The sequence below is a fragment of the Lysinibacillus sp. FJAT-14745 genome (assembly GCF_001275675.1).
GTDB lineage: Bacteria > Bacillota > Bacilli > Bacillales_A > Planococcaceae > Lysinibacillus.
Genome location: NZ_LITM01000009.1, coordinates 389206 through 412342 on the forward strand (window position 1 = coordinate 389206; position 23137 = coordinate 412342).

Sequence of the window (23137 nt, forward strand, 5' to 3'; positions counted from 1 at the left end):
TTCTAACTTAATATTTAAATTGTTGAATCGTTTGTTGAAGATTTTCAGACATTTTAGCCAGGGCTTCGACCGATGCAGCGATTTCTTCAATGGAAGCAAGCTGTTCCTCTGTTGCAGCGGAAATATTTTGTGCATTTGCTGTATTTTCATTTGTTTGCTCAAGTACACATTCAATTCCTGTTGCCACTTGATCGGCGTGTTCAGAAATAACTTTAGATGCCTCCGAAATTTGTCCTATTTCATAGGTTACACTTTGTACATTCGTACGAATCGCTTCAAATGACTTTCCTGCCATATTTGTAACATCAATTCCCTTTACGACCTCAGCTGAACCAGTAGCCATTGATTCAACCGCATGTTTTGTATCGGCTTGAATAAAATCAATGATATCTTTTATTTGCATTGTTGACTGTGCTGATTGTTCAGCAAGCTTTCGTACCTCATCTGCAACAACTGCAAAACCTTTTCCATGCTCACCAGCACGAGCAGCTTCAATTGCAGCATTTAATGCTAAAAGATTTGTTTGATCAGCAATTTGCGTAATTACCTCTACAATACGTCCGATTTCATTTGAACGATCACTTAATGTTTGTACCGTACTTTCCAGTTCCTGAACAGTACTTTGAATCATTTTCATTTGGCCAATTGCTGTTTGAATAGTTTCGTCCCCTATCATAACAGCCTCCATTGCTTTATTCGACATCACATTAACGGTATCGGCCTTAACTGAAATTTGCTGGATAGATGAAGACATTTCAAGTACAGCGTTAGTGCTATCATTAATTGTTTGTGCTTGCACATCTACTGTTTCTGCAAAAGTTTGTATGGAAACTACTATTTGTGAAGTAGCACGTTTATTTTCCGACGTACTAGCTGTAAGCTCTTCCGATGATTCAGCTAACTGATTTGATTCCTCACCAATATTACCAACTACACCACGTAATGATTGAATCATTTTATTGAATATATCTGCCAATTTGCCTATCTCATCATGTCTTTTAATTTCAATTAAATTACGTAAATCACCGTCTCCTACCTGCTCAGCTACTGTTGACAACTTATCTAATGGCTGAGTGATTGTTCTTATAATGAATGCACCAATGATTCCAAATACGATAAGAGCAATGACAATAACTATCATAGTGTTTGTTAATATTGGTTTCGTGACAGTTGCAACATCTGCCAAATCCATAGTACCGATAATTTTCCAACCTGTTAGTTTATTGGTAGTAAAAAACACTTGATGATCTCTTCCATCTTCTTTAATGGTGAAACTACCTTCTTCTTTTCCTTGCATCTTTTCTATATATGACTTTTTGAGCTCCGATCCTACCTCTACCTTTGGATCAGCAATAATAAGATTATTGGCATTTACTAATGTAGCATAGCCATTAACACCAATTTCCACTGTTTTCACTAGCTCGGAAATTTCGTCTAAATTTAGACCAATAGAAATAACTCCTGAACGGTCCTGTAAACCTGCTGATACTGCTAGTATTAATTCTCCTGTAATCGTTGATTTATATGGATCAACCATAACGCCTTTGCCTGGTGATTCTATAGCCTTTAAGTACCATGGTCGCGTAAATGGATCATAATCAGCTGAGGATTTAGCATATGGTTCACGCATAAATTTGTGCCCTTCAATTGCTAAATTGACAACAGAAACATTGCTATGTAAAGCATTATATTTTTCTAATTCCTTTAAAGCATCTGCATCTTGCACATTCTTATTAAAAGAAGCAGCTAAATACTCCACATCACTTTGAATAGGTGATATCTCATTTGAAATTAGTGTATTTAATAAATCGACATTCTTACGCGAGCTATTACTTAATTCCTTATAATATTGATCAGAAGCCTTCATATATGAAAACGTTCCAATAGCAATGCTGGGTATTAAAAGTGTTAAAGTAAACGCCCATATTAATCGGGCTCGAACGGAAAAGCCTCTTCGTTTTCGATGATTTTTCATAATAACTACCACCCAATAGTAAAATTTTCTATCCAAATTCTACTATACACATAAATAAATCAAAAATTTATTTTTTGTTATTTCTAAATATTAATGAAAGACTGAAATGTGAGAATTAACTTGGAGTCCTCTCTCCAACGCTTTATTTCTCTCACACTTCCTACAAAAACTACTTGTAAATGTTAACAAAAAAAGCTGCCTCATTAAGAGACAGCTCACAAAAAAATTATTAATTAGCGTACTTCTGTACCTTCAATTGTTGCAATAGCTTTTAGCACTTTATTATGTGCTGCAACAACCTCTTCATCTGTTAATGTACGTTCTGGATCGAAGTATGTTAGGGAGAATGCTACTGATTTTTTACCAGCATCCATTTTTTCACCTTCATATACGTCGAATACACGAACGTCTTTCAATAATTTAACGCCTGCTGAGCGAATCACTGTAATAACCTCTCCAGCTGTTGTTGTACGGTCCATGATAAGTGCGATATCACGAGACATTGCTGGGAAGCGAGGCACTGGTGTATAAGCAAGAGGTGCTTCTTTTGCAGTAGCATTTAATAATGATACTAGATTCATTTCCATTACATATGTGTCTTTTACACCCCATGCTTTTTGTTCTGCTGGATGTAATCCACCGATTATGCCGACTTGTTCACCGTCTAAAAGGATGCTAGCAGTACGTCCTGGGTGTAATCCATCTACTTCAGCTTTCACAAATGAAATACGATCCGCTAAACCAAGCTTACTAATAACACCTTCTACAATGCCTTTTAAGACAAAGAAATCTACTGCTTTTTTCTCGCCTTGCCAAGCATGTTCAAGCCATTTTCCTGTTACGACTGCTGCCACATGCTCTTCCTCATATGGTAGCCCCTCTTCTGATTGACCGAGGAATACTGAACCGATTTCATACAATGCCACATTGTCAGCCTTACGCGCAACATTATAAGCAGCAGCTTCAATTAAATGCGGGATAAGACTTTGACGTAGTGTAGAACGGTCCTCACTCATCGGCATTAGTAAACGTGTTACTGGCTCAGCTTTCAATGCAAAGCGTTGTGACAATGCCTCTGAAGTTAATGAGTAAGTGACCGCTTGGTAAAGGCCTGCCCCTTCCATGTAACTACGAACTACACGACGATTTGCTTGATATGGTGTTAGACGGCCTACTTGGTTTGCTCCCTCTGGTAAAGTCATCGGAATTTCATCATAGCCGTATAGGCGAGCAATTTCCTCTACAATATCTTCTTCAATTTTAATATCTTGACGACGTGTTGGTGCATCAACGATTAGTAAACCATTTGCTGCTTCTACGCCAAATTTAAGGCGCTCTAAAATAGACAGCATCTCTTCTAGTGAAATTTTCATACCTAAACGTTCATTAATAAAATCTGGAGAAACGACAACACGTGCTGGTGATTTATCTAGTTCATCCACGATGCATGTTCCCTCTAACACTTCACCACCAGCTAGTTCAGCTAGTAGTGCTGCCGCGCGTTCTGCAGCAGGTAACACACGGTTAGGGTCAACACCCTTTTCAAAACGAGCAGAAGCATCTGAACGAAGTCCAAGATGACGTGATGTTTGACGTACAGTTAAACCGTCGAAGTAAGCAGATTCAATCACAACCGTTGTTGTAGAATCATTTACTTCAGAGTTTGCACCACCCATTACACCTGCGATAGCTACTGGCTCCTTGCCATTTGTAATGACTAAATCTGTCGCTTTTAATGTACGCTCTTGGTCATCTAAAGTTGTCATTTTTTCGCCTTCTGTTGCTTTACGCACTACGATTTCACCTGTTGCTAGGCTATCGTAGTCAAAGGCATGAAGCGGTTGACCGTATTCCATTAAAATGTAGTTCGTAACATCGACAACATTATTATGCGGGCGTACGCCTGCTGCCATTAAGCGATTTTGTAGCCACATCGGTGATTCCGCGATTTTTACGTTTTTCACAACTTTTGCTACATACATTGGGTTTGCTTGTAAATCTTCTACGCGAAGCTTTAACATGTCTTCTGCTTTTTCAGAAGATGTGCTGTAGGCGATTTCCGGATACTTCACTTCTTCAGATAGAATTGCACCAACTTCGTACGCCACACCTAGCATCGACAACGCGTCTGAGCGGTTTGGTGTTAAACCAAGCTCTAATACTGTGTCACGTAGACCTAAAATAGCAAGGGCATCCGAGCCAACCTCAGCATTCTCAGGAAGTACATAAATACCTTCAGAATATGCTTTAGCAACAAGCTTCCCTTCGATTCCTAACTCTTGTAATGAACAAATCATACCGTTTGATTCATGTCCACGAAGTTTTGCTTTTTTTATTTTAATGCCGCCTGGTAAATGTGCACCTGGACGAGCGACAATAACTTTTTGACCAGCATCAACGTTTGGAGCACCACAAATGATTTGTTGTGGCTCAGCTTCACCGACATCCACTTGGCAAATATTTAATTTATCCGCTTCAGGATGTTTCTCTTTTGATACGACATAACCGACAACAACTTTATCCATTGCGTTAGCACGGTCAATTACTGCATCTACTTCAATTCCAGAGCGCGTAATTTTTTCAGCTAACTCCTCAGGCGTTAAATCCTGTGTACTTACATAATCTTTTAACCATTCTAATGATACTAACATTTTTTATCCCCCTTACGCCTCTGTTCGCTCGAATTGTGATAAGAAACGTGTGTCACTCGTATAGAAATGACGAATATCGTCGACACCATATTTCAACATTGCGATACGTTCAGCACCAATACCGAATGCAAAGCCTGACACTTTCTTCGGATCATAGCCAGCCATTTCAAGTACATTTGGATGCACCATACCAGCTCCTAAAATTTCAATCCAGCCTGTACCTTTACATACGTTACAGCCAGAACCACCACATTTGAAGCAAGAAATATCCATTTCAACAGATGGCTCTGTGAATGGGAAGAAGCTTGGTCGAAGTCGAATTTCGCGGTCCGCACCAAACATTTTTTTCGCTAATGAATCAAGCGTACCTTTTAGGTCACTCATGCGAATATTTTCACCAATCACTAACCCTTCAATTTGCATGAATTGGTGTGAGTGTGTAGCATCATCGTTGTCACGTCGGAATACTTTCCCTGGACAAATAATGCGAATGGATTCACCCTTCTTCTCTTCCATCGTGCGAGCTTGCACAGGAGAAGTATGCGTACGTAATAATATTTCCTCGGAAATATAGAACGAATCCTGCATATCACGAGCAGGGTGCCCCTTCGGTAAGTTCAATGCTTCAAAGTTATAGTAATCCTTTTCCACTTCCGGACCTTCTGCAATTTCATAGCCCATACCGATAAATAAATCTTCAATTTCTTCAATAACACGTGTTAACGGATGACGATTGCCAACTTTAATTTCTCGGCCAGGTAAAGTGACATCAATCGACTCACTTGCTAATTTTTCAGCAATTGCTGCATCTTCTAGCACAGCTACCTTTTCCTCTAGTACAGCAGTTACATTTTCACGAACCGTATTGACTAAAGCACCCATTTTCGGGCGTTCCTCAGCTGATAATTTCCCCATCCCTTTTAATAAATCAGTGATAGGTCCTTTTTTTCCTAGATATGCTACTCGCACATCATTTAACTCTTTTAAATTTGCTGCCGCTTCAATTTTAGCAAGTGCTTCTTGCTCTAATTGCTTTAATTGCTCTTCCATGTAATAAACCCTCCTTGTTCAAATCAATGCCGACTTTTTTTGATGGCATAAAAAAACTCGCCCCTAAAAAAGGGACGAGGACATATTCGCGGTACCACCCTAGTTATTGCAAGGAAAACTCCAAGCAATCACTTCATTGACATAACGACTAGATTAAAGCCGGCATACCTTTACAGCATTTCGCTGGTCCCGGTAGCTGCTCGCGGGATGAATTCAAAACTGCATTGGTACGGCACTGGCTCTCAATCTTCGGCCTGCGCTCCCTGTCGTCCATTCACAATCTTTACTACTTCCCGGTCAAAGCATTTTAGTTTACATTTTAACAGTGATTATACAATACTATACCAATTCAAATCAAGAGTCATGTGCCCATTACCTTCGATATTGATGGTTCTATTGGCAATTTTAGGCTCATCACCAAAACGTGTGGTTGATTTCCGTTCCGGCTGGGCGCTTTGTAGCTGCCGCTTCGCTTTCGCACAGATAAAACATTTGTAGCTGCCGCTTTGCTTTCGCACAGATAAAACATTTGTAGCTGCCGCTTTGCTTTCGCTACAGAAAACATTTGCCGCTGACGCTTCGCTTTCGCGCAGAGCAGAGCTTCCTGGGGGCGTCCGATGAGCCGCTTCGCTTCGCTGCAGGGTCTCGGGCCAACAGATTTTTTTGTGCGAAAGCGCAGTGCTAACGTAGCGACAGCAACACGATGTTGGTCACGAAGGCGTTATCACAGGATGTGATGGTTTTAGCCTTCGTTCCTCTATCGCTGATCCCCAAGGAGTCGCCCAGCCTCCACTCCAATCAACTAATATACAGGGCATATATAAATGTCATCCCCAACTTTTGGTGACGATTCCAATTTTAGAATTTCATCATATACTTATAACACAGTTGTGATTGCATTGATTAATTACTTAACAAATCCATATAATACTATTCCTGTTGCCACTGCTACATTTAGAGACTCAGCTTGCCCCAAAATTGGAATAATAATATTTTGATCTGTCATCGAAAGCAGTTGTGGATGAATCCCACTACCTTCATTCCCCATCATTATTGCGAATGCACCAGTATGCTCAATGTCACTATAGACAACTGCATCCTCATCTAAAGCAGTTCCAAATACTGGTACGTTATTATCCTGTAGCTGCTCAATCCATTCCTCTAAATCACCACGAAGGACAGGAATATGGAAATGCGAGCCTTGTGCAGAGCGAAGCGTTTTAGGATTATATAAATCCGCACATCCCTTGCCGAGTATGACTGCATCTAAACCAGCTGCATCAGCAGTACGAATCATCGTCCCAATATTTCCTGGATCTTGGACAGCATCAATTAGTAGCACCTTGCGCCACGAAGCCATTACATCTTCTTCTAACAAAGGTTGCTTACAAACTGCAAATACACCTTGAGATGTTTCCGTTTCAGCAAACTCTTTGGCAACAGCCGCTGTTACTTCAACTACGGCTACATTATCAATCGGCCAAAGCATTGGTAAATCTACACCTTCACGTACAATTAGCTGTAGCACCTGCTCGTTATTTTTTAATGCTTCCTCTACCAAGTGAAATCCCTCTACTAGGAATTCTCCAGATCTTTCACGCTCTTTACGTGTTGTCGCAAGTTTCTTCCAATATTTCACTAACGCATTTTGCGTAGATTCAATTCTTTTCATCGTACCTCGTACCGCCTTTTTCCTATTTACTGTTCATTATTATACAGTAGAAAACGACAAATTACATAGTCATGCAAAAAACAGTTTTATTGTTATTTCTCCAGTTTACCAATAATCGGAAATAGCATCCCAAGGACGGAACGGAAATCAACCCCACGCTATGACGATGAGCCATACATGCTAAGATATTTTGCCATCATCTGAATTTTGGGATGACATTTTGTTAAAACGTATACCATATGAATAAGTTGATTGTAGTGGAGGCTGGGCGACTCCTCGGGGATCAGCGTCACAGATGAGACCCTGGAGCGAGCAACGCGAGTGAAGCGGCTCATCGGACGCCCCCAGGAAAGCGCCCAGCCGGAACGGAAATCAACCCCACGCTATGGAAATGAGCAAAATTATTTCCTACTAGATAATGGGAGAATTCAGTGATATATGTTATAATTTTTAATATTTTAAGAATGCACAACGGGGATGAAAATAAATGAAAAAAAATGTACATGTAGTAGGTGCAATTATTGAAAATGATAAGCAAGAAATTTTTTGTGCGTTAAGAAATCCTAATATGGTACTAGCAAATTATTGGGAATTCCCTGGTGGTAAAATCGAAGAAGGTGAATCACCTGAACAAGCTTTGTCTCGTGAAATATTAGAGGAATTTAATTGCTCTATACAAGTTGGGGACAAGGTTGAGGAAACCATTTATGAATACGAAAAATTTATAGTTCGCCTAGAAACATTTAAAGCGTCGATTACAAAGGGAGAGCCTGTCATGCTAGAACATGCTGAAATTAGATGGGTTCCTCGCAGTCAACTTCTAGATCTTAATTTCGCCCCTGCCGATATTCCAGCGATTAATAAAATACTTGCAGAAAAATAGTAAAGATATATGAGCCATTACGAGCAGTTTATGCGGGAGAAAAGAGCAGCAATGTTTGTTACCTCTCTGCATTCTGCTCTTTCTTTGTTCTTGCTTGCACATGGTCCGGATCTTCAGGGGTAACAATTCTTCCTGTGAGCTTTATTTCTTCAAAATACAACTCCTCTCTCAAATGATGCCTGCATATGTTTTATCCTCTGCCTATCACTTGCAAAGAATATGAAAATCGAAATTTTTATCGCTTAAAAATAAAAGATAAATGCTCATTCTCTTTATTCATACATATGATGCTATATTGAAACCACTAAGGAGGTATCCTAATGATTATTCACGTGGTGAGCGCTGGTGAAACACTTTGGCAAATTGCCAACAGCTATTCAGTACCTATTAATTCCATTATCCAATTAAACGCATTATCTAATCCAAATCAATTAGTAATCGGACAATCACTCGTTATCCCCTCGCCTTACACAACCCATATTGTAAAAAGGGGTGACACCTTATGGTCGATCGCCCAACAATATGGTGTGCCGATGCGATCAATTATCACAGAAAATCATTTAACGAATCCAGATGTTTTAACACCTGGAACTAGACTAATTATTCCACCCATTACACATATTGTGCTGCCAGGAGAGACTCTATCGCAAATTGCTACACAATATGGAACGACTGTGCAAGCAATTGTTTCAGAAAATGGAATTTCAGATTCAAACATGATTTATGCTGGTGCGCATTTGATTATTCCGAGAGCAAAGCCTTCCATTGAAGTAAATGCTTATACGTATCAAGAGCCTAAAGAAGCTGTACAGTCGATTAACGCAATCGGTCATCTACTAACTTATTTTAGCCCCTTTGCTTATATGGTGAAGGAAGATGGAACACTACAGCCTCTAAACGATAAAGAAATGATCGATGCAGCTATTGCCAAAAATATTACACCTATGCTGACACTTACGAATTTCTCTTCCACTGAAGCCGGCTCCAACTTATCACATGTTATTTTATCCAGTGCAGCATTACGGGAGAAGGTCATCAACAATGCGCTGAAAGTGATGGATGAGAAAGGCTATAAAGTATTAAATATTGATTTCGAAAACGTTCTTCCAGCAGATCGAGAGAATTACAATACCTTTCTTCAGTTAGCTGTTGACCGTCTTCATCCAAAAGGTTACCTAGTATCAACGGCACTTGCCCCAAAAACGAGCGCAACCCAGGCAGGAACATTATATGAGGCACACGGTAGAATTGCAGATTTTGTAATTTTAATGACATATGAGTGGGGTTATCGACTTGGTCCGCCACAAGCTATTTCACCCATTAATGAAATGAGAAAAGTTGTGGAATATGCTTTATCAGTAATGCCTGCTAACAAAATATTTTTAGGCTTTCAAATTTACGCTCGCGATTGGCTTTTACCACATGTTAAAGGGCAAGAAGCAGAAACATTCAGCTCTCAAGAAGCCATAAACAGAGCCGTAAAATATGGCGCAATCATACAATATGATAGGATCGCACAATCACCTTATTTTCGTTATGTTGATGAAAAAGGTAGAAATCATGAGGTATGGTTTGAAGATGCTAGAAGTGCACAAGCTAAGTTTGACATGACGAAGGAATATAATCTTCGAGGTATTAGCTATTGGGCGTTAGGTTTTCCTTTCCCACAAAACTGGGCACTATTAAATAATGATTTTTCCATCAAAAAGGTGTCATTATAAACGCGGGGTGATTTCTGGTAGACCAGGCACTTTCCAGTGAGTGTCCGATGAACCACTTTGGTCAAAAAGTTGTTGATTAAGAAGGCGATATCATGGCATAGTATGCGCATTTAAGGCTGATCTATTAATCCAAAAAATTCTAAACATTTCTACAATAAATTCTTACTTTTCCCTAGTTTTTCCCATGATAAAAAAATCAATTCAAAGCCATATTAAGAAATATCAAAGCGAAAGGAGAAACTAAACATGGGAAGAGACAATAAGCAAGGTAAAAGCGCCAACAAAGGATCTTTGCCTCAAACGCCAAAAAACCAAAAAATAGCGCCAGACAAAGCTAGTGAAAAAGCTAGTGAAGAATTTTCGCAAGAGTTTATGAACCTGATTAATTCAGTCACTAAAGAAGGCAAGACGAAAAAATAAGGGGGCCTTCAAGTGGATTATACACGTGCACAAGAAATTGTCGCCTCACCAAAAGAATATGAAGTAAGTTATAATGGCGTATCTATTTGGATTGACAAGCTTCATGGTGATGGTAAAACAGCAACTGTCCATTTACGTCGTTCTTTAGAGGAACGATCCGAAGTGGACATCGGAGAATTAAAGGAAGAGTACCTCGTACATTAGACTTTATCATCACATAAAAAACTGCTTACTTCCTGTGGTGAAGTAAGCAGTTTTCATGTTTATTATGTCAATAAATTTCCTATTAGATAAAGTATGGCATTTCGGCAAATCGAGTGTTTGATTTCCGTTCCGACCGGGCGCTTTCCTGGGGGTGTCCGATGAGCCGCTTCACTCGCGTTGCTCGCTCCAGGGTCTCGGGCCAACACGATGTTGGTCACGAAGGCGTTATCACAGGATGTGATGGTTTTAGCCTTCGTTCCTCTATCACTGATCCCCAAGGAGTCGCCCAGCCTCCACTCCAATCAAACACTCCGCATAGTGTGTATCTTCTTGCATGTCACTTTTAGTGACAAAACTACAATAATATTTATACGGCAACAGATATACAATTGCCTTAACTGTTATAAGTCTATTCTGAAGAGTAACGTAGCGGCAGCAAATGTTTTATCTGTGCGAAAGCGTAGCGTCAGCGACAAATGTTTTATCTGTGCGTAAGCATAGCGACAGCGACAGCAAAGCGAAGGAAACAGCTCGGCGCTTGCTCACAGGAAAGCGAGTATCCTGGAACGGAAATCACCCATACGAAGGGATTATCCAAACGCTAATAACTGCTTACTCCATGAAATTAATAACCTAAATATCGCCAACATTAAGATTCAACTTTAAATTACATAATCCTCTTCGAATTTAAACTCTGTTAAAATATCGCTTGCTCGATTGTGTAACTCTGTGAAGTTATTGGAAATCTGTTCAGCCGAAATTGGCTTACTAAATAAATAGCCTTGAATATAATCACAATGACCGGCAATAAGGAAAGCAAGCTGCTCCACTTCTTCAATTCCTTCGGCAACAACCTTTAATCTCAAATGCTTCGCCATTGATAAAATCATAGAAACGAGCGCTTCATCATTTGGATTATGTTGAATATTTCGAACGAACGCCCGGTCAATTTTTAAGCAATCAATCGGAAAATCTTTTAAATATGAAAGCGACGAATACCCTGTCCCAAAGTCATCAACAGCAATTTGGATACCAATTGCCTTTAATTCATGAAGTAGCTGTGTTATTTGATCCATGTTCATCGTCATACTTTCCGTCATTTCTAGTTGTAAATATTGCGGTTCTAAATTTGTACGTTGTAAAATTTCTTGTACCATATGCACTAAATCCTGTTGGAATAATTGTCCAATAGATAAATTAACGGCAACCTTCATTGGTGGCAAACCTTGCTCTTTCCATGTTTTTGCTTGAGAGCACGCCGTCTCTAAAATCCATTTCCCTAAAGGAATAATAAGGCCTGATTCTTCTGCAATTGGGATAAACAACTCAGGTGAAACAAGTCCACGGGTTGGATGACGCCAACGCACTAGCGCTTCTACTGATTCAATTTTACCCGTTTTTAAATTTACTTGAGGCTGAAAATCCAAGTGAAATTCTTCATTAGCTAATGCTTTATGGAGATCTTGCTCAATCAATATACGATCAGCAATGCCATTTGACATATATGGCTTATAAAAAAGAACTCTTTGAGGTATTTGGCTTGCTTCCCTCATCGCTAACTGAGCATGCATTAAAAGCTCTTCACCTGAGCACTCTTCTTCATACAGGGCAATTCCAATATTAAGATTCCCGTTAAGTGAAAATAGTTGTACTTGTAATGGTTTTTCCATAGCGCTCTTCAAGTTCAAGCAAAATTGTAGCAACTCTTCTCTTGTCTTCACATGATTAATATAAATAATAAACTGACCCTCACGAAGCTTTGTAGCAAAATAATGAGGAGGTAATATGGCTTGAATTCTCTCAGCCACGAGCTTCATCATAGTATTAGAATAGCTAAAACCTATAGATGAGCGGATACCAACAAGGCGATCAATCTCTATTGCGATGATTGCTTTTTGACGACTATTATCATGTAAATCCTCTTTTAAGGTTTTCAATAATAAATGTTCATTTGGAAGCTTAGTAATATCATCGTGATAAGCTTGATAATGAAGCTCCTGCTGTGAATGCTCAAGATCTCGCTTTGTTTTTAAAAGTTGCTGATAGGGTCTTTCAACAGTTGTATAGTAAATTGCTTTTAGGAAAAAGTAGAAGGCTAAAAATTGATAAATTAATGCTGAAAAGCCCCAAATTGATGTCAAATCTTCGATGGCCACAAAGAAAATATCACTAATAAATAAATAAGTTGCAGCGCTAATCAGCCACATAACTCGTTTGGGCAACTTTTTTTTATCCTTACTTAAAATCACTATCGTTGCACCTTGCAAGACAGCAGACAGTAAATGAACAATAGCGTTAGCTTTTAACAACAATTGTTCCTCAAAAAAATAATATTCCGAAGAGAAATACACTAGAAAAAAGCTCAGTAGAACAAATAATAAGGAACTGCTATATGTATAAATACGATCATTCATCGTTAAGCGTTTTTTCGGCATTAAAATAATTAAGAGAAAACCAATTGATAAGCATAAACGGATTATTAAATGTAGCCATTCTTCTATATATTTTAGTTCAGCCGTAGGATTTTGAGCGATAACCAAGCTCCCTATTTCCAACAAGCCGATGATAAAAAATAAATTACCTATGTATAATGTTTGATTTGATAATAAGTGTGAAAAAACGAGCCAAGATTGAATAGCGATTGCCATTGTAAAAACAATAATTAATACTTGTATAATCAAATTCAAACAAAAATAACTTTCTTCCTGAAAAGAACCAAATACCTGATTACTTAAACCTAATAGTGGCAATACTAGCAATAGTGGCAATACTCTATACCAAATCTCTTTCTTATCTATCTCTAATTGCAACCTTTTCTCCAACAGAAACCCTCCATACCATATATATCAAATTAGATAGGCAATATGATCTATCCAAAGGAAAAATTAAATTAAAAATTGTATTTTTTTTTGACTTATCACGAATCATAGCATTTTTATTGGAATTTGTATGCAAATATAAAAAGTATGCCAATATTCATTTTTGGATATTAGCATACCTTTAATGCTTTAACGCTCTATTCGTCTGTAGAATCTAACAACTCGCGAAGTTTAATCATTATTCTTGTGCGTCTTTTTTTAACAGCGTCCACAGATAAACCTAGTTCTTTAGCTATTTCCAAATAACTATAACCTTCTACATAAAAAAGTAGTAATATTTTTCTTTCTTCAAATTTTAAATGAGACATAATACATTCTATAAGAACTGGCTTTCTTTCACTCATTTCATGATCTCGAATATAATTTATCGTTTCATGATCCATAGGTGTATTCATATTTTCAAAACTCTTTTCCTTTGAAAGCTCTTTTAAAATCTTTCCTTTAACAGTTGTATAAATATAAGCAGAAAACAGCCCTTTGGATTGATCTGCTTTACGCCAAGCCTCCCACACGGCTATGGATGCTATATGACGATAATACTCAAAATCCTTATAAATGCGGCACCTTAACAAAATCGACGTGATCATCGGTTGGACTAATTCTAATACTTCATCAAATGGTTGCTCAGGAGATAACTGTTTTTTATGCTGTGTTGTCATCTTATTGTCCTGTCGACTGTGCACAGTCCATTATTCCTAGGTGCCTTCATCTTAATTACTATACAAGGAGGTGTCGAACAGCTCTTTTGTCAATATAACCAAAGAATCTTTATAAGTCCTTTTTAATATTTATACATAACAACAGTATGATATTTAAAAAATCATATCTTTTAACTGTCATACTATACATATTTCTTAAAAGGTTGGACAAATTACTACTAAGGAGGCGAAATAGATGAATTTTCAAATAAGAGATGCGATTACGACAAACGTACATGGTCAATCTGCGGCCGAATTTAAAGATATTGTCGAAGATGCAATTAGCCGTGGTGAAGAGCATTTACTTCCAGGGCTTGGTGTGTTTTTCGAAAAATGGTGGCAGCAATCTAGTCCTACTGAGCAGGATGAATTTGTTCAAAAACTTGAAAAAGCCTTTGCTCACTAATTTTTTATAGACAGTTCATTCCATTTCCAATAAATGCATGATAAAGTTTAACTTATCAGAAAATTAGGGGGATTGGAATGACTGTTGCTGTAGAATTAATAGTAAATCAACTAAAAAAGGTTTTATCTGAAGAACAGGTGTCAACAAACGAAACGGTGCGACAGCTACATGGAAGGGACGAATCTCATCATACAGTCAGCTTACCAGATATCGTTGTCTTTCCTCGTTCCACAGCCGATGTCAGTGCCATCTTGAAAATTGCGCATGCGGAACGTGTACCAGTCGTACCTTTTGGTGTTGGCTCAAGCTTGGAAGGAAATGCAATTCCCATTGCAAATGGCATTTCTATCGATTTCTCTGAAATGAATGCTATTTTAGAAATTCGACCAGATGACCTGCTTGTGAAAGTACAACCGGGTGTAACACGTGCCCAATTGAATAAAGAACTAAAAAAACATGGACTTCAATTCACAGTTGACCCTGGTGCTGATGCTACACTTGGTGGAATGGCCGCAACTAATGCCAGTGGGACAACAGCAGTGCGCTATGGTGTTATGCGCGATCAAGTACGAGATATAGAGGTTGTACTCGCAGACGGTTCAGTCATTCATACCGGTAGCTTAGCAGCAAAATCTTCTTCTGGTTATCACTTGAATGGCCTTTTCATTGGCTCTGAGGGTACGCTAGGTTGCTTTACAGAATTAACTTTACAAGTCTATGGTATACCCGAATTTGTAACGGCGGGACGTGCAGTTTTTGCGACAGTTGGCGATGCTGTCGGTGCAGTAACCGCATTGCTGCAAGCGGGCATTTCAATTGGCCGTGTTGAACTGGTCGATGAAGCCTCTATCAAACAAGCAAATATTTATAATGAAACATTCTATGATGAAAAACCAACACTATTTTTAGAATTTCACGGAAATGAAGCAGGTATGCATGCCGATTTAGAATTTGCTAAAGAAATTTTTGAGGACTTTGGCTGTCTTTCTGTTGAATTTGAACAAGATAATGCAGCACGGAATAAACTCTGGGAAGCACGCCATTCATTGGCCTATGCATATATCCATGCTTATCCAGGGAAAAAGCTTATGTCGACTGATGTTTGTGTGCCGATATCTATGCTTGCTGAATCCGTTTTATATGCTCGTGAACAACTTGAGGATATTGGTCTTGCAGGTGGAATAGTAGGTCATGTTGGAGACGGTAACTTTCATGCCTTGTTAATGTTAGATCCAAACGATGCCATGGAGCTAGCAAAAGCTAACCGCTTCAATGAACATATTGTGCACTTTGCTTTACTGCGTGGTGGCACTTGTACGGGTGAACATGGTGTTGGTATTGGAAAGATGAAATATCAGTCTACAGAGCACGGTACATCTCTATTAGTGATGAAGAGCATAAAGGCAGCACTTGATCCACATAATATTATGAATCCAGGGAAAATTTTCAGCATGTAAATTCATTATTACGTTCAAACATAGGGAACCCGTTGATGTCAAAATCAACGGGTTCATTTTTTACAGGTCATAACGGAAGCTTTTTACTAGCTTCTGTCCTTTATAAAATTCCTTTGATTCGTCTCGTTCGAAGCCAAGTGATAAGTAAAGATTAATAGCAGCCTGCATAATATCACCTGAGTGCAAATATAATGCTTGATCCTGACGATTGCGGGCAAAGGCGAAGCTTTCATGCAATAATTTTTTAGCAACACCTAGCCCTCTTCCTTTAGGATGTACGCCAAGTAAGCGCACAATGGTAGACTTTATGTTAAGTTCTGGCAAACCATATGCTTTTTCAGAATCTGTAAATAATTGCAGTCCCCCTAAAATCTCATCGCCACGCTTTGCCACTAAAATTGTTTCTGCATTAGGATTACCAACAGATGCCCGAATATCACTTAAGTATGAAGCCCAGTCCTCTGGGTTTTCATATTCTTTTTCATATTGTGCATAACTTTCTACTAGAACCTCTAAATACAGTGCATAATCTTCCTCTTTCAAATGTTCAATCACTATTTCAGCTACTGTCATCGTTCTAACCCCTTTCTATATAAACAATTCTATTTAAATGCCGCCCCTACTATAGGCAGTTACTCTTTTTTCAATACGATGTGCCAACCATTCAACGATAGCTGAAACACCCCAATATATTAGCCCGACAGCGATAAATGCCTCCAAAAACTTTAAATTAATAGAGGCAATAATATTCGCAACTCCTGTCAACTCTTTAACCGAAAGGAAAAAAGCTAGTGATGTAGCATGTAAGAAACCGATAAAGACATTTGTGAAGTTAGGAATGGATTTACTAAATGCTTGCGGTAAAATATAGCGTCGCATCGCCTGTGAAAATGTTAAACCGACTGCATAAGCTGCCTCTAGCTGTCCCTTAGGTACACTTAAAATACCGGACCGAATTATTTCGGAGGCATATGCTCCTGCACTTAGCGTCAAAGCCAAAATAACAAAAAATAAAAGAGGGATAGAGCTTGATTGATACTCTATCTTGAAAACTTTTGCAACGACATCAACCACAATTGGTATTCCAAAATAAACAAGCATAATATGCATAATGATTGGTGTTCCTCTAAAAAAAGATACGTAAAAATTCAGCAATGGTGCGAGAATTTTCGTTTGTTGTATCCGCACAAAAGCAACTATGATGCCGATTAATATGCCCAATAAGACAGGCGTAACTGCCATGAACAAAGTTAACGGCAATACTTTACTAATTTCTATTAAAGCTTTAAAAATAAAAGCATAATCTATCGTCATAGCATTTCCCCCTAGCTAGATGCAGCTTCCTTTAGCATATATCGATTAAGATATCGTTCATTGCACTTTAAACCCTTTTCTACCAGCATAACAATGACATAATAAACGATGGACAGCGCCAAATAGATCTCCAGCGCCCTTGTCGTTGAAGCGATAAGAGTTTCTCCACGTCCCACCATATCCATGACACCAATTGAAAATGCTAAAGAGGTATCCTTTAATGAACTAATCATCGTATTTGTCATATTTGGAAAGGCAACACGAAGCGCCTGAGGGAGAACAATACGTAGAAAGGCCTGTATTCCACTGAATCCAACTGAATAAGCTGCCTCCATTTGTCCACGATCAACTGTTAAAATAGCCGCTCTAAAAATCTCAGCAAACGATGCAGCATTGCTTAAAGTATAAGTAATAATCACAAAATACATAGCATCCATTCTTGTTACATCAATATGCACAAGCTTTAATAATGCCGGTACACCATAAAACACTAAAAACAATTGCACTAAAATTGGCGTACCTCGAATAAACGAAATATAAATCGTTATGATTTGCTTCAAAACTGGTATGTGAAGCAGCTTTGGTATGGCGATCACTATACCGAGCAGCATGCCAAAAAGAATGGCGAACACTAAAATCTCGAGTGTTACTGGCAAATACTGAAGCAATATTGGAAGTACTTTTGCGATTAGCATGAAGTCAAAGTCTTTAGCCATACTTCCTTCTTCCTCTCCTGTTTCGTTTAGAAATCCACCGAATAATCGTCACCTAGCCATTTTTTACTTAGCTTACTAATGACACCCTCTGCCTTTAACTCTCGAATAGCATCATCGAGTCGCTCCTGTAAAACAACCTCGTCTTTATTTAATAAGAAGTAAACTTTTGAATTTAATAAAGCATCTCCTACAGCCTTCTCCTGCGCTTCATTATTTTCGTTATAGTACTTTACAGCAAATGGTGTTGTAATGATTGCATCGATTCGACCTGTCGCAAGTTGATTGTGAACATCGACTGAGCCGGACGAATAGACAATATTAGCGCCTAAATTATGCTCCTTATTATATTTTTCTAGAAAGACAGCAGAGTTACTAGTTGGTGAAACACTAACGTTTTTCCCCTTCAAATCATCGATCGATTGAATAGAATTATTTTTTGCATTGACTGTTACTTTTAATGGAAATACATTATAAGGCTCTTTATTAAAGAGGAATTTCTCCTCTCGTTCACTATTGACTTCCATCTGATGGGCAACAAAGTCAATCTTCCTTGTCTCTAAACTTAGTAATAAATTTGAAAATTCCATCGTTTTAAATTCAAATTCATATTCTGGTAGCTTCTCATCAATAGCGCGAACAAGCTCCACATCATAACCTGTTAATTTCCCCTTATCATCAATGAAGCAGATATTTGGAAATTGGGTACCTGTACCGACAATAATTTTTTGAACTCCCTTTCCACCTTGTGCTACATTATTTTCACTAGTATCCCCTTCGGACTTTTCAGAACTTGTACAAGCTGTTAAAAGTAAAGCTAGCAACAATAGTAAATAACATGATAATTTTTTCATAGAATCCCTCTCTTCTTATGCATGCGATGGTATATCAGCAGCAAGTGCTGCTTTTAAATGCTCCAGTCCAATTTCTGTTACTGCTTTAAAGACGCCATTTGATCCAATTTCGACAACCGGAACATAGCGAACGCCATACTTTGTTTCAAGGATGTCACGGAATGCATCATTATGTGTCACATCCACTGTTTTGTAAGAAATGCCTTGTTATTATCAATTATGCCTCGGCATAATTGCGTCCGGAATCGGCTTTGTGCTTAGGCCTGCACGATGCAGGTCAGTTAGCCGTTATCGCATGGATGCGATGATTTTAGGCTAACATCCCCTAAGAACTCCTTTTCGATTCCGTGACATCCGCCGGGGGCTTTACCTTCTTTCAGCGGGTGTTTGAATACCCGCTGAAAGAAGGTAAATATGTTTTCACTTCATCACAATAACTACAGCCTTGCTTTGACCAAACAATTACATCTATATTTTTTGCCATGTTCATTTCCTCCTTAGCTTACCGCTTCTTTTTGCTGCAAATGTAAGTTCACTGGACTTAAAAGTTCAAATGATCGTTCCCGTTCAAATTCCTTCAACACAGGCGTATGCAAAATAAACTCATCAACTTGATAGCTCACATGAAAGTCATCTAATATCGTTTTAATATCTTCTGGAGTACCATATAAAATATCTGCATCATATTGTTTCACCGTAAATGACTCTCCAGATTCTTGACCAAATTTCTCTGCAAGTTCTACCGATTGTAATGTTAGGCTTCTGCCACTCGCTAAATGGACCTTCGTAATTTTTTGATCGCCAATTAGCTCTTTTGCCTCCTCTTTTGTAGGAGCTGCAAGGGTTGCGATAGAAACAGCAAAATGCCCGTTTGGATAATGCGTGCGATAAGCTGTAGCTGCTTGCGCTAACACATCATTGTCACTATTAATAAACCGCGCAAAGACGAACGCAATGCCTAGTGTGCCTGCAAGAGCGGCACTTTGAGGACTTGCCCCAAGTAAAAATAATGCTGGCTTTATATTTGGAATCGGGGTTGCCTGTATTCCATATAACTCGTGCTCTGCTGGTACTGTCTGATCAATTAATTGCTGTAAAAATGTTAATCTTTCCTCAAAATCTTCGCCTTTATTGAGCGTGCCATATTGCAACGCCTTCGTAGAGAGAGGTAAACCGCCTGGTGCCTTCCCTATGCCTAAATCAACTCGCCCTGGCTCCAACGATGCGAGAACGTGAAAATTTTCTGCTACCTTGTATGGGCTGTAGTGCTGTAGCATCACTCCACCCGACCCAATATTGATAGTCTTTGTTTTAGCAAGGAGATAAGATACTAATACTTCTGGAGATGCCCCCGCTAATGTATCTGTGTTATGGTGCTCTGACACCCAAAAACGTGAGTAGCCCAATTGCTCTGCTTTTTGTGCTAGAGCCACTGTTTTTTGTAAGGTCTGCTCATTTGTTGCATCCTCAATAATAGGGCTTTGATCTAATATGCCTAATGAATAACTCATACATTGCCTCCTTAATTACATTTATTCATATATATTTACTAGGTTTTTAGACAGACTGTTTGACATAATGGCTTTCTTTAAATGGTAAACCTAAGTTACCTCGTAATGTGTCTGCCTCATATTCTTCACGGTATAGCCCTCTTGCTTGTAAAATCGGCACAACCTTATCTACAAAATCCTCCAGTGCTCCAGGTACAGTAACACCTATAATAAAGCCATCAGCCACCTCTTGCTCAAACCATTCCTGCACGAGGTCAGCCACATGCTCTGCTGTACCAAAGAATGCTGTTTTTGGGGTTGCTTCACGTAACGCAACTTGTCGCAATGTTAGCCCTTCTTGCTTGGCATACTTTTTAATATAGCCAGTCGTACTTCTAAAGCTGTTCGCTCCAATATCACCAAGCTCTGGGAACGGTGCATCTACATCATATTGTGTAAAATCATGATGATCGAAATATCTTCCAAGATAAGCAAGTGCACGTTTTATCGAAACAAGCTCAACGATTTCCTGATACTTTGCTTCCGCTTCTTCAAGCGTATCGCCAATTATCGGAGAGATTCCTGGGAAAATTTTAACTTCATCTGGATTGCGTCCAAACGCCGCAACCTCAGTTTTTACCCTTTTATAAAATTTCTGTGACTCTTCTAACGACGCACCGTGCGTAAAAATTGCGTCTGCATCCTTTGCTGCTAATCGAATACCTGCATCTGAAGAACCCGCTTGGAAAATAACGGGCTGCCCCTGCTTAGAGCGTGCAATATTTAACGGGCCTTGAACTGAAAAATAGTCGCCCTTATGATTTAATGTGTGCAGCTTATCAGGATCGAAAAATACATCATTTTCTACATCTGCAATGAAAGCATCATCTTCCCATGAATCCCACAAGCCCTTTGCCACTTCTAAATATTCCTCAGCAATTTGATAGCGCTCTGCGTGGCTTGGATGTTGTTCAATTGATTTATTGTAGTTTAAGGCAGTGCTTTCTAATGGTGTCGTAACAACATTCCACCCTGCACGGCCCCCGCTAATATGATCCAAAGAAGCAAATTGACGTGCAACTGTAAATGGTTCGCTATAGGAGGTTGATACAGTACCTACTAACCCGATGTTATTAGTTGCTACTGCTAGCGCTGAAAGAATTGTTATTGGCTCGAAACGATTTAAAAAATGAGGAATAGATTTTTCATTGATGAACAAACCATCTGCAATAAAAGCAACATCAAATTTCCCCTGCTCTGCCTTTTGTACCTGCTGAATATAAAACGGCAAGCTTACACTTTGATTGCTAGCCACCTTAGGATGACGCCAGCTTGAAATATTACCACCTACACCATGAATAATAGCCCCAAATCGAATTTTGTCCTGTCTCACCATATTTGTTCCTCCTCAAAATTTTTTTTACTAAACATAGTGGTTAAGTATGTTTTATGATTAAAAAAATACTTTATTTATGGTTATTCATAAATAAAATAGGATTGAGGAAGATAATACAGTTCATTTATCCAATTTGCAATAGGCTACATAATAGAAAAAAATTTACGGTCTTATAAAATATTTTATCAATTCGAATTTTCTTAAATGCTTTCGAATTCCACAGCTGTATCGAATATTGTTTTCAAAAAAGCCGGCGCCAACGTCTCTTTATTTTTATACGTTAAAAAAATATGTTGATTCATATCAAGTAAATGCTTAACATCAATCTCAACAAATTCCCCACTTTCAAGCTCCTTTTTTACACAGAGATGTGGTAAGAAGCTCATATACTCTTTCGTACGAATAAATTCTTTCGCTACTTCTAAATGATCCGTTCGCACTTCAATATTTGCTGATACGCCCTCTACCTCAAACATTTTATGCACATAATTCCAATCAAAAGCCCCACATTCAAAAAACACCATTTTCTGTTGTGCCAGTTCCTTTGCTTTCATTAGGTTTTGTTGTATAAAGGGATGCTCGTTATGCATTACAAGTTTGACTGCATTACTTAGCAATAGCTCATTACAAATTCCTTCTCTATGCGCGTATTGAATAAGACCAAGATGAATTTGATGACTTTGCAGTTTCTCTAAAATTACTGCTGTTGAACCTGTGATGATCTGAAAACGTAAATGTGGAAAGTCTTTCTTCCATTTTGGCAATGCGTAGGCTAAAAAATATTGTGCTGTGACTCCATTTGTACCAATGCACACCTCGTCAGATTCCTGCGTTTCCTCTAATTGTTTCTTTCCCTGTTCGAAGGTTTGCACAATCTGTGTCGCAAACGGTACAAAGTCCTTGCCTTTATCCGATAATATTACACTTCGTCCATCGCGATGAAATAACTCTACATTTAGCTCTCGTTCCAATGATTTAATACGCGCCGTCACAGTCGGTTGAGATAAAAACAATGCATTTGCAGCCTTATGAATACTTTTATAATGCACTACATATAAAAATGCTTCGATATGGTCAATATTCATCTGAAGCCCTCCTCAAATTACTTATTTATCTATTATATAGATAACCTTTTTTATTCTCTATAAAAGATTGGAAAACTAGGGATTATATTTTTATCCTGTATCTGAATTAACGTAAATACTCGCGAAATGCAGTGCAACAAGAAAAAAGTAACCTAGCGTCTCCCAGGTTACTTTATTATGTAGTGATGTGGTCATCCATCTTGATAACGTACATCACGCGTGGCTTACATCCCTCTGTCTGCGCACCACTGTTATGCTATTCACATTGA

General features: G+C 38.6%; 20 protein-coding genes. 6 read left to right on the top strand and 14 right to left on the bottom strand.

Translation table 11 applies throughout. From position 1 onward, the window contains the following. Positions 1-7 precede the first annotated feature (7 nt). From AMS59_RS17070 to AMS59_RS17085, 4 genes are all read right to left on the bottom strand, one after another. Positions 8-1975, bottom strand: a complete 1968-nt coding sequence (locus AMS59_RS17070) for a methyl-accepting chemotaxis protein (protein ID WP_053484934.1) — start codon at positions 1973-1975, stop codon at positions 8-10. A 233-nt stretch (positions 1976-2208) separates the two neighbouring features. After that, entirely contained in the window at positions 2209-4626 is a 2418-nt protein-coding gene (pheT, locus tag AMS59_RS17075; protein WP_053484935.1) for a phenylalanine--tRNA ligase subunit beta, read from the bottom strand. 12 nt (positions 4627-4638) lie between these two features. After that, entirely contained in the window at positions 4639-5676 is a 1038-nt protein-coding gene (gene pheS, locus AMS59_RS17080) for a phenylalanine--tRNA ligase subunit alpha (protein WP_053484936.1), read from the bottom strand. Between the two features lie 907 nt (positions 5677-6583). Then, positions 6584-7348 carry an RNA methyltransferase gene (locus AMS59_RS17085; protein WP_053484937.1) on the bottom strand — a complete coding sequence of 255 codons (765 nt, stop codon included), beginning with the start codon at positions 7346-7348 and terminating at the stop codon, positions 6584-6586. Positions 7349-7835: 487 nt separating this feature from the next. Here AMS59_RS17085 and AMS59_RS17090 point away from each other — a divergent pair, with 487 nt between their 5' ends. From AMS59_RS17090 to AMS59_RS17100, 4 genes are all read left to right on the top strand, one after another. Beyond that, positions 7836-8231: a (deoxy)nucleoside triphosphate pyrophosphohydrolase gene (locus AMS59_RS17090; protein WP_053484938.1), complete on the top strand. Its 396-nt coding sequence runs from the start codon at positions 7836-7838 to the stop codon at positions 8229-8231. Positions 8232-8551: 320 nt separating this feature from the next. Then, the gene (locus AMS59_RS17095) at positions 8552-9952 is read left to right on the top strand and encodes a LysM peptidoglycan-binding domain-containing protein (protein ID WP_053484939.1); all 1401 of its coding nucleotides are present in this window, start codon (positions 8552-8554) and stop codon (positions 9950-9952) included. Positions 9953-10198: 246 nt separating this feature from the next. Then, positions 10199-10372: a hypothetical protein gene (locus AMS59_RS25935; protein ID WP_199777777.1), complete on the top strand. Its 174-nt coding sequence runs from the start codon at positions 10199-10201 to the stop codon at positions 10370-10372. Between the two features lie 12 nt (positions 10373-10384). Next, positions 10385-10576, top strand: coding sequence for an H-type small acid-soluble spore protein (locus AMS59_RS17100; RefSeq protein ID WP_053484940.1), 192 nt, complete (start codon positions 10385-10387; stop codon positions 10574-10576). Between the two features lie 662 nt (positions 10577-11238). Here AMS59_RS17100 and AMS59_RS17105 read toward each other — a convergent pair. Together AMS59_RS17105 and AMS59_RS17110 are read right to left on the bottom strand one after the other, a co-directional pair. After that, the gene (locus tag AMS59_RS17105; protein ID WP_053484941.1) at positions 11239-13398 is read right to left on the bottom strand and encodes an EAL domain-containing protein; all 2160 of its coding nucleotides are present in this window, start codon (positions 13396-13398) and stop codon (positions 11239-11241) included. A 194-nt stretch (positions 13399-13592) separates the two neighbouring features. Beyond that, on the bottom strand, positions 13593-14114 hold the full coding sequence (locus tag AMS59_RS17110) for a sigma-70 family RNA polymerase sigma factor (RefSeq protein WP_053484942.1): 522 nt from the start codon (positions 14112-14114) through the stop codon (positions 13593-13595). 235 nt (positions 14115-14349) lie between these two features. Here AMS59_RS17110 and sspI point away from each other — a divergent pair, with 235 nt between their 5' ends. Together sspI and AMS59_RS17120 are read left to right on the top strand one after the other, a co-directional pair. Beyond that, positions 14350-14559, top strand: a complete 210-nt coding sequence (gene sspI, locus AMS59_RS17115; protein ID WP_053484943.1) for a small acid-soluble spore protein SspI — start codon at positions 14350-14352, stop codon at positions 14557-14559. Positions 14560-14636: 77 nt separating this feature from the next. Beyond that, the gene (locus tag AMS59_RS17120; protein ID WP_053484944.1) at positions 14637-16016 is read left to right on the top strand and encodes an FAD-binding oxidoreductase; all 1380 of its coding nucleotides are present in this window, start codon (positions 14637-14639) and stop codon (positions 16014-16016) included. Positions 16017-16076: 60 nt separating this feature from the next. On the opposite strand, the gene AMS59_RS17125 is transcribed toward AMS59_RS17120, so the two are convergent. The 8 genes from AMS59_RS17125 to AMS59_RS17160 form a co-directional block, all read right to left on the bottom strand. Next, positions 16077-16589: a GNAT family N-acetyltransferase gene (locus AMS59_RS17125; RefSeq protein ID WP_053484945.1), complete on the bottom strand. Its 513-nt coding sequence runs from the start codon at positions 16587-16589 to the stop codon at positions 16077-16079. A 33-nt stretch (positions 16590-16622) separates the two neighbouring features. Beyond that, entirely contained in the window at positions 16623-17330 is a 708-nt protein-coding gene (locus AMS59_RS17130) for an amino acid ABC transporter permease (protein WP_053484946.1), read from the bottom strand. Positions 17331-17341: 11 nt separating this feature from the next. Next, the gene (locus tag AMS59_RS17135; RefSeq protein ID WP_053484947.1) at positions 17342-18046 is read right to left on the bottom strand and encodes an amino acid ABC transporter permease; all 705 of its coding nucleotides are present in this window, start codon (positions 18044-18046) and stop codon (positions 17342-17344) included. A gap of 26 nt (positions 18047-18072) precedes the next feature. Continuing rightward, positions 18073-18897, bottom strand: coding sequence for a transporter substrate-binding domain-containing protein (locus AMS59_RS17140; protein WP_053484948.1), 825 nt, complete (start codon positions 18895-18897; stop codon positions 18073-18075). Positions 18898-18912: 15 nt separating this feature from the next. Beyond that, complete coding sequence (locus AMS59_RS17145) at positions 18913-19098, bottom strand: glutaredoxin family protein (protein ID WP_369814338.1); 186 nt, start codon at positions 19096-19098, stop codon at positions 18913-18915. A gap of 296 nt (positions 19099-19394) precedes the next feature. Continuing rightward, positions 19395-20408: an LLM class flavin-dependent oxidoreductase gene (locus tag AMS59_RS17150; RefSeq protein ID WP_053484949.1), complete on the bottom strand. Its 1014-nt coding sequence runs from the start codon at positions 20406-20408 to the stop codon at positions 19395-19397. A 46-nt stretch (positions 20409-20454) separates the two neighbouring features. After that, positions 20455-21783 (bottom strand): LLM class flavin-dependent oxidoreductase, encoded by a 1329-nt coding sequence (locus AMS59_RS17155; RefSeq protein ID WP_053484950.1) that lies wholly within the window; start codon positions 21781-21783, stop codon positions 20455-20457. A 200-nt stretch (positions 21784-21983) separates the two neighbouring features. Beyond that, on the bottom strand, positions 21984-22868 hold the full coding sequence (locus AMS59_RS17160; protein WP_053484951.1) for a LysR family transcriptional regulator: 885 nt from the start codon (positions 22866-22868) through the stop codon (positions 21984-21986). Between the last annotated feature and the right edge of the window lie 269 nt (positions 22869-23137).

Excerpts from the sequence above, each read along its gene's own strand:
- AMS59_RS17070 (WP_053484934.1), bottom strand. The coding sequence starts at position 1,975 with ATGAAAAATCATCGAAAACGAAGAGGCTTTTCCGTTCGAGCCCGATTA.
- pheT (WP_053484935.1), bottom strand. The coding sequence starts at position 4,626 with ATGTTAGTATCATTAGAATGGTTAAAAGATTATGTAAGTACACAGGAT.
- pheS (WP_053484936.1), bottom strand. The coding sequence starts at position 5,676 with ATGGAAGAGCAATTAAAGCAATTAGAGCAAGAAGCACTTGCTAAAATT.
- AMS59_RS17085 (WP_053484937.1), bottom strand. The coding sequence starts at position 7,348 with ATGAAAAGAATTGAATCTACGCAAAATGCGTTAGTGAAATATTGGAAG.
- AMS59_RS17090 (WP_053484938.1), top strand. The coding sequence starts at position 7,836 with ATGAAAAAAAATGTACATGTAGTAGGTGCAATTATTGAAAATGATAAG.
- AMS59_RS17095 (WP_053484939.1), top strand. The coding sequence starts at position 8,552 with ATGATTATTCACGTGGTGAGCGCTGGTGAAACACTTTGGCAAATTGCC.
- AMS59_RS25935 (WP_199777777.1), top strand. The coding sequence starts at position 10,199 with ATGGGAAGAGACAATAAGCAAGGTAAAAGCGCCAACAAAGGATCTTTG.
- AMS59_RS17110 (WP_053484942.1), bottom strand. The coding sequence starts at position 14,114 with ATGACAACACAGCATAAAAAACAGTTATCTCCTGAGCAACCATTTGAT.
- sspI (WP_053484943.1), top strand. The coding sequence starts at position 14,350 with ATGAATTTTCAAATAAGAGATGCGATTACGACAAACGTACATGGTCAA.
- AMS59_RS17120 (WP_053484944.1), top strand. The coding sequence starts at position 14,637 with ATGACTGTTGCTGTAGAATTAATAGTAAATCAACTAAAAAAGGTTTTA.
- AMS59_RS17125 (WP_053484945.1), bottom strand. The coding sequence starts at position 16,589 with ATGACAGTAGCTGAAATAGTGATTGAACATTTGAAAGAGGAAGATTAT.
- AMS59_RS17130 (WP_053484946.1), bottom strand. The coding sequence starts at position 17,330 with ATGACGATAGATTATGCTTTTATTTTTAAAGCTTTAATAGAAATTAGT.
- AMS59_RS17135 (WP_053484947.1), bottom strand. The coding sequence starts at position 18,046 with ATGGCTAAAGACTTTGACTTCATGCTAATCGCAAAAGTACTTCCAATA.
- AMS59_RS17140 (WP_053484948.1), bottom strand. The coding sequence starts at position 18,897 with ATGAAAAAATTATCATGTTATTTACTATTGTTGCTAGCTTTACTTTTA.
- AMS59_RS17150 (WP_053484949.1), bottom strand. The coding sequence starts at position 20,408 with ATGAGTTATTCATTAGGCATATTAGATCAAAGCCCTATTATTGAGGAT.
- AMS59_RS17155 (WP_053484950.1), bottom strand. The coding sequence starts at position 21,783 with ATGGTGAGACAGGACAAAATTCGATTTGGGGCTATTATTCATGGTGTA.
- AMS59_RS17160 (WP_053484951.1), bottom strand. The coding sequence starts at position 22,868 with ATGAATATTGACCATATCGAAGCATTTTTATATGTAGTGCATTATAAA.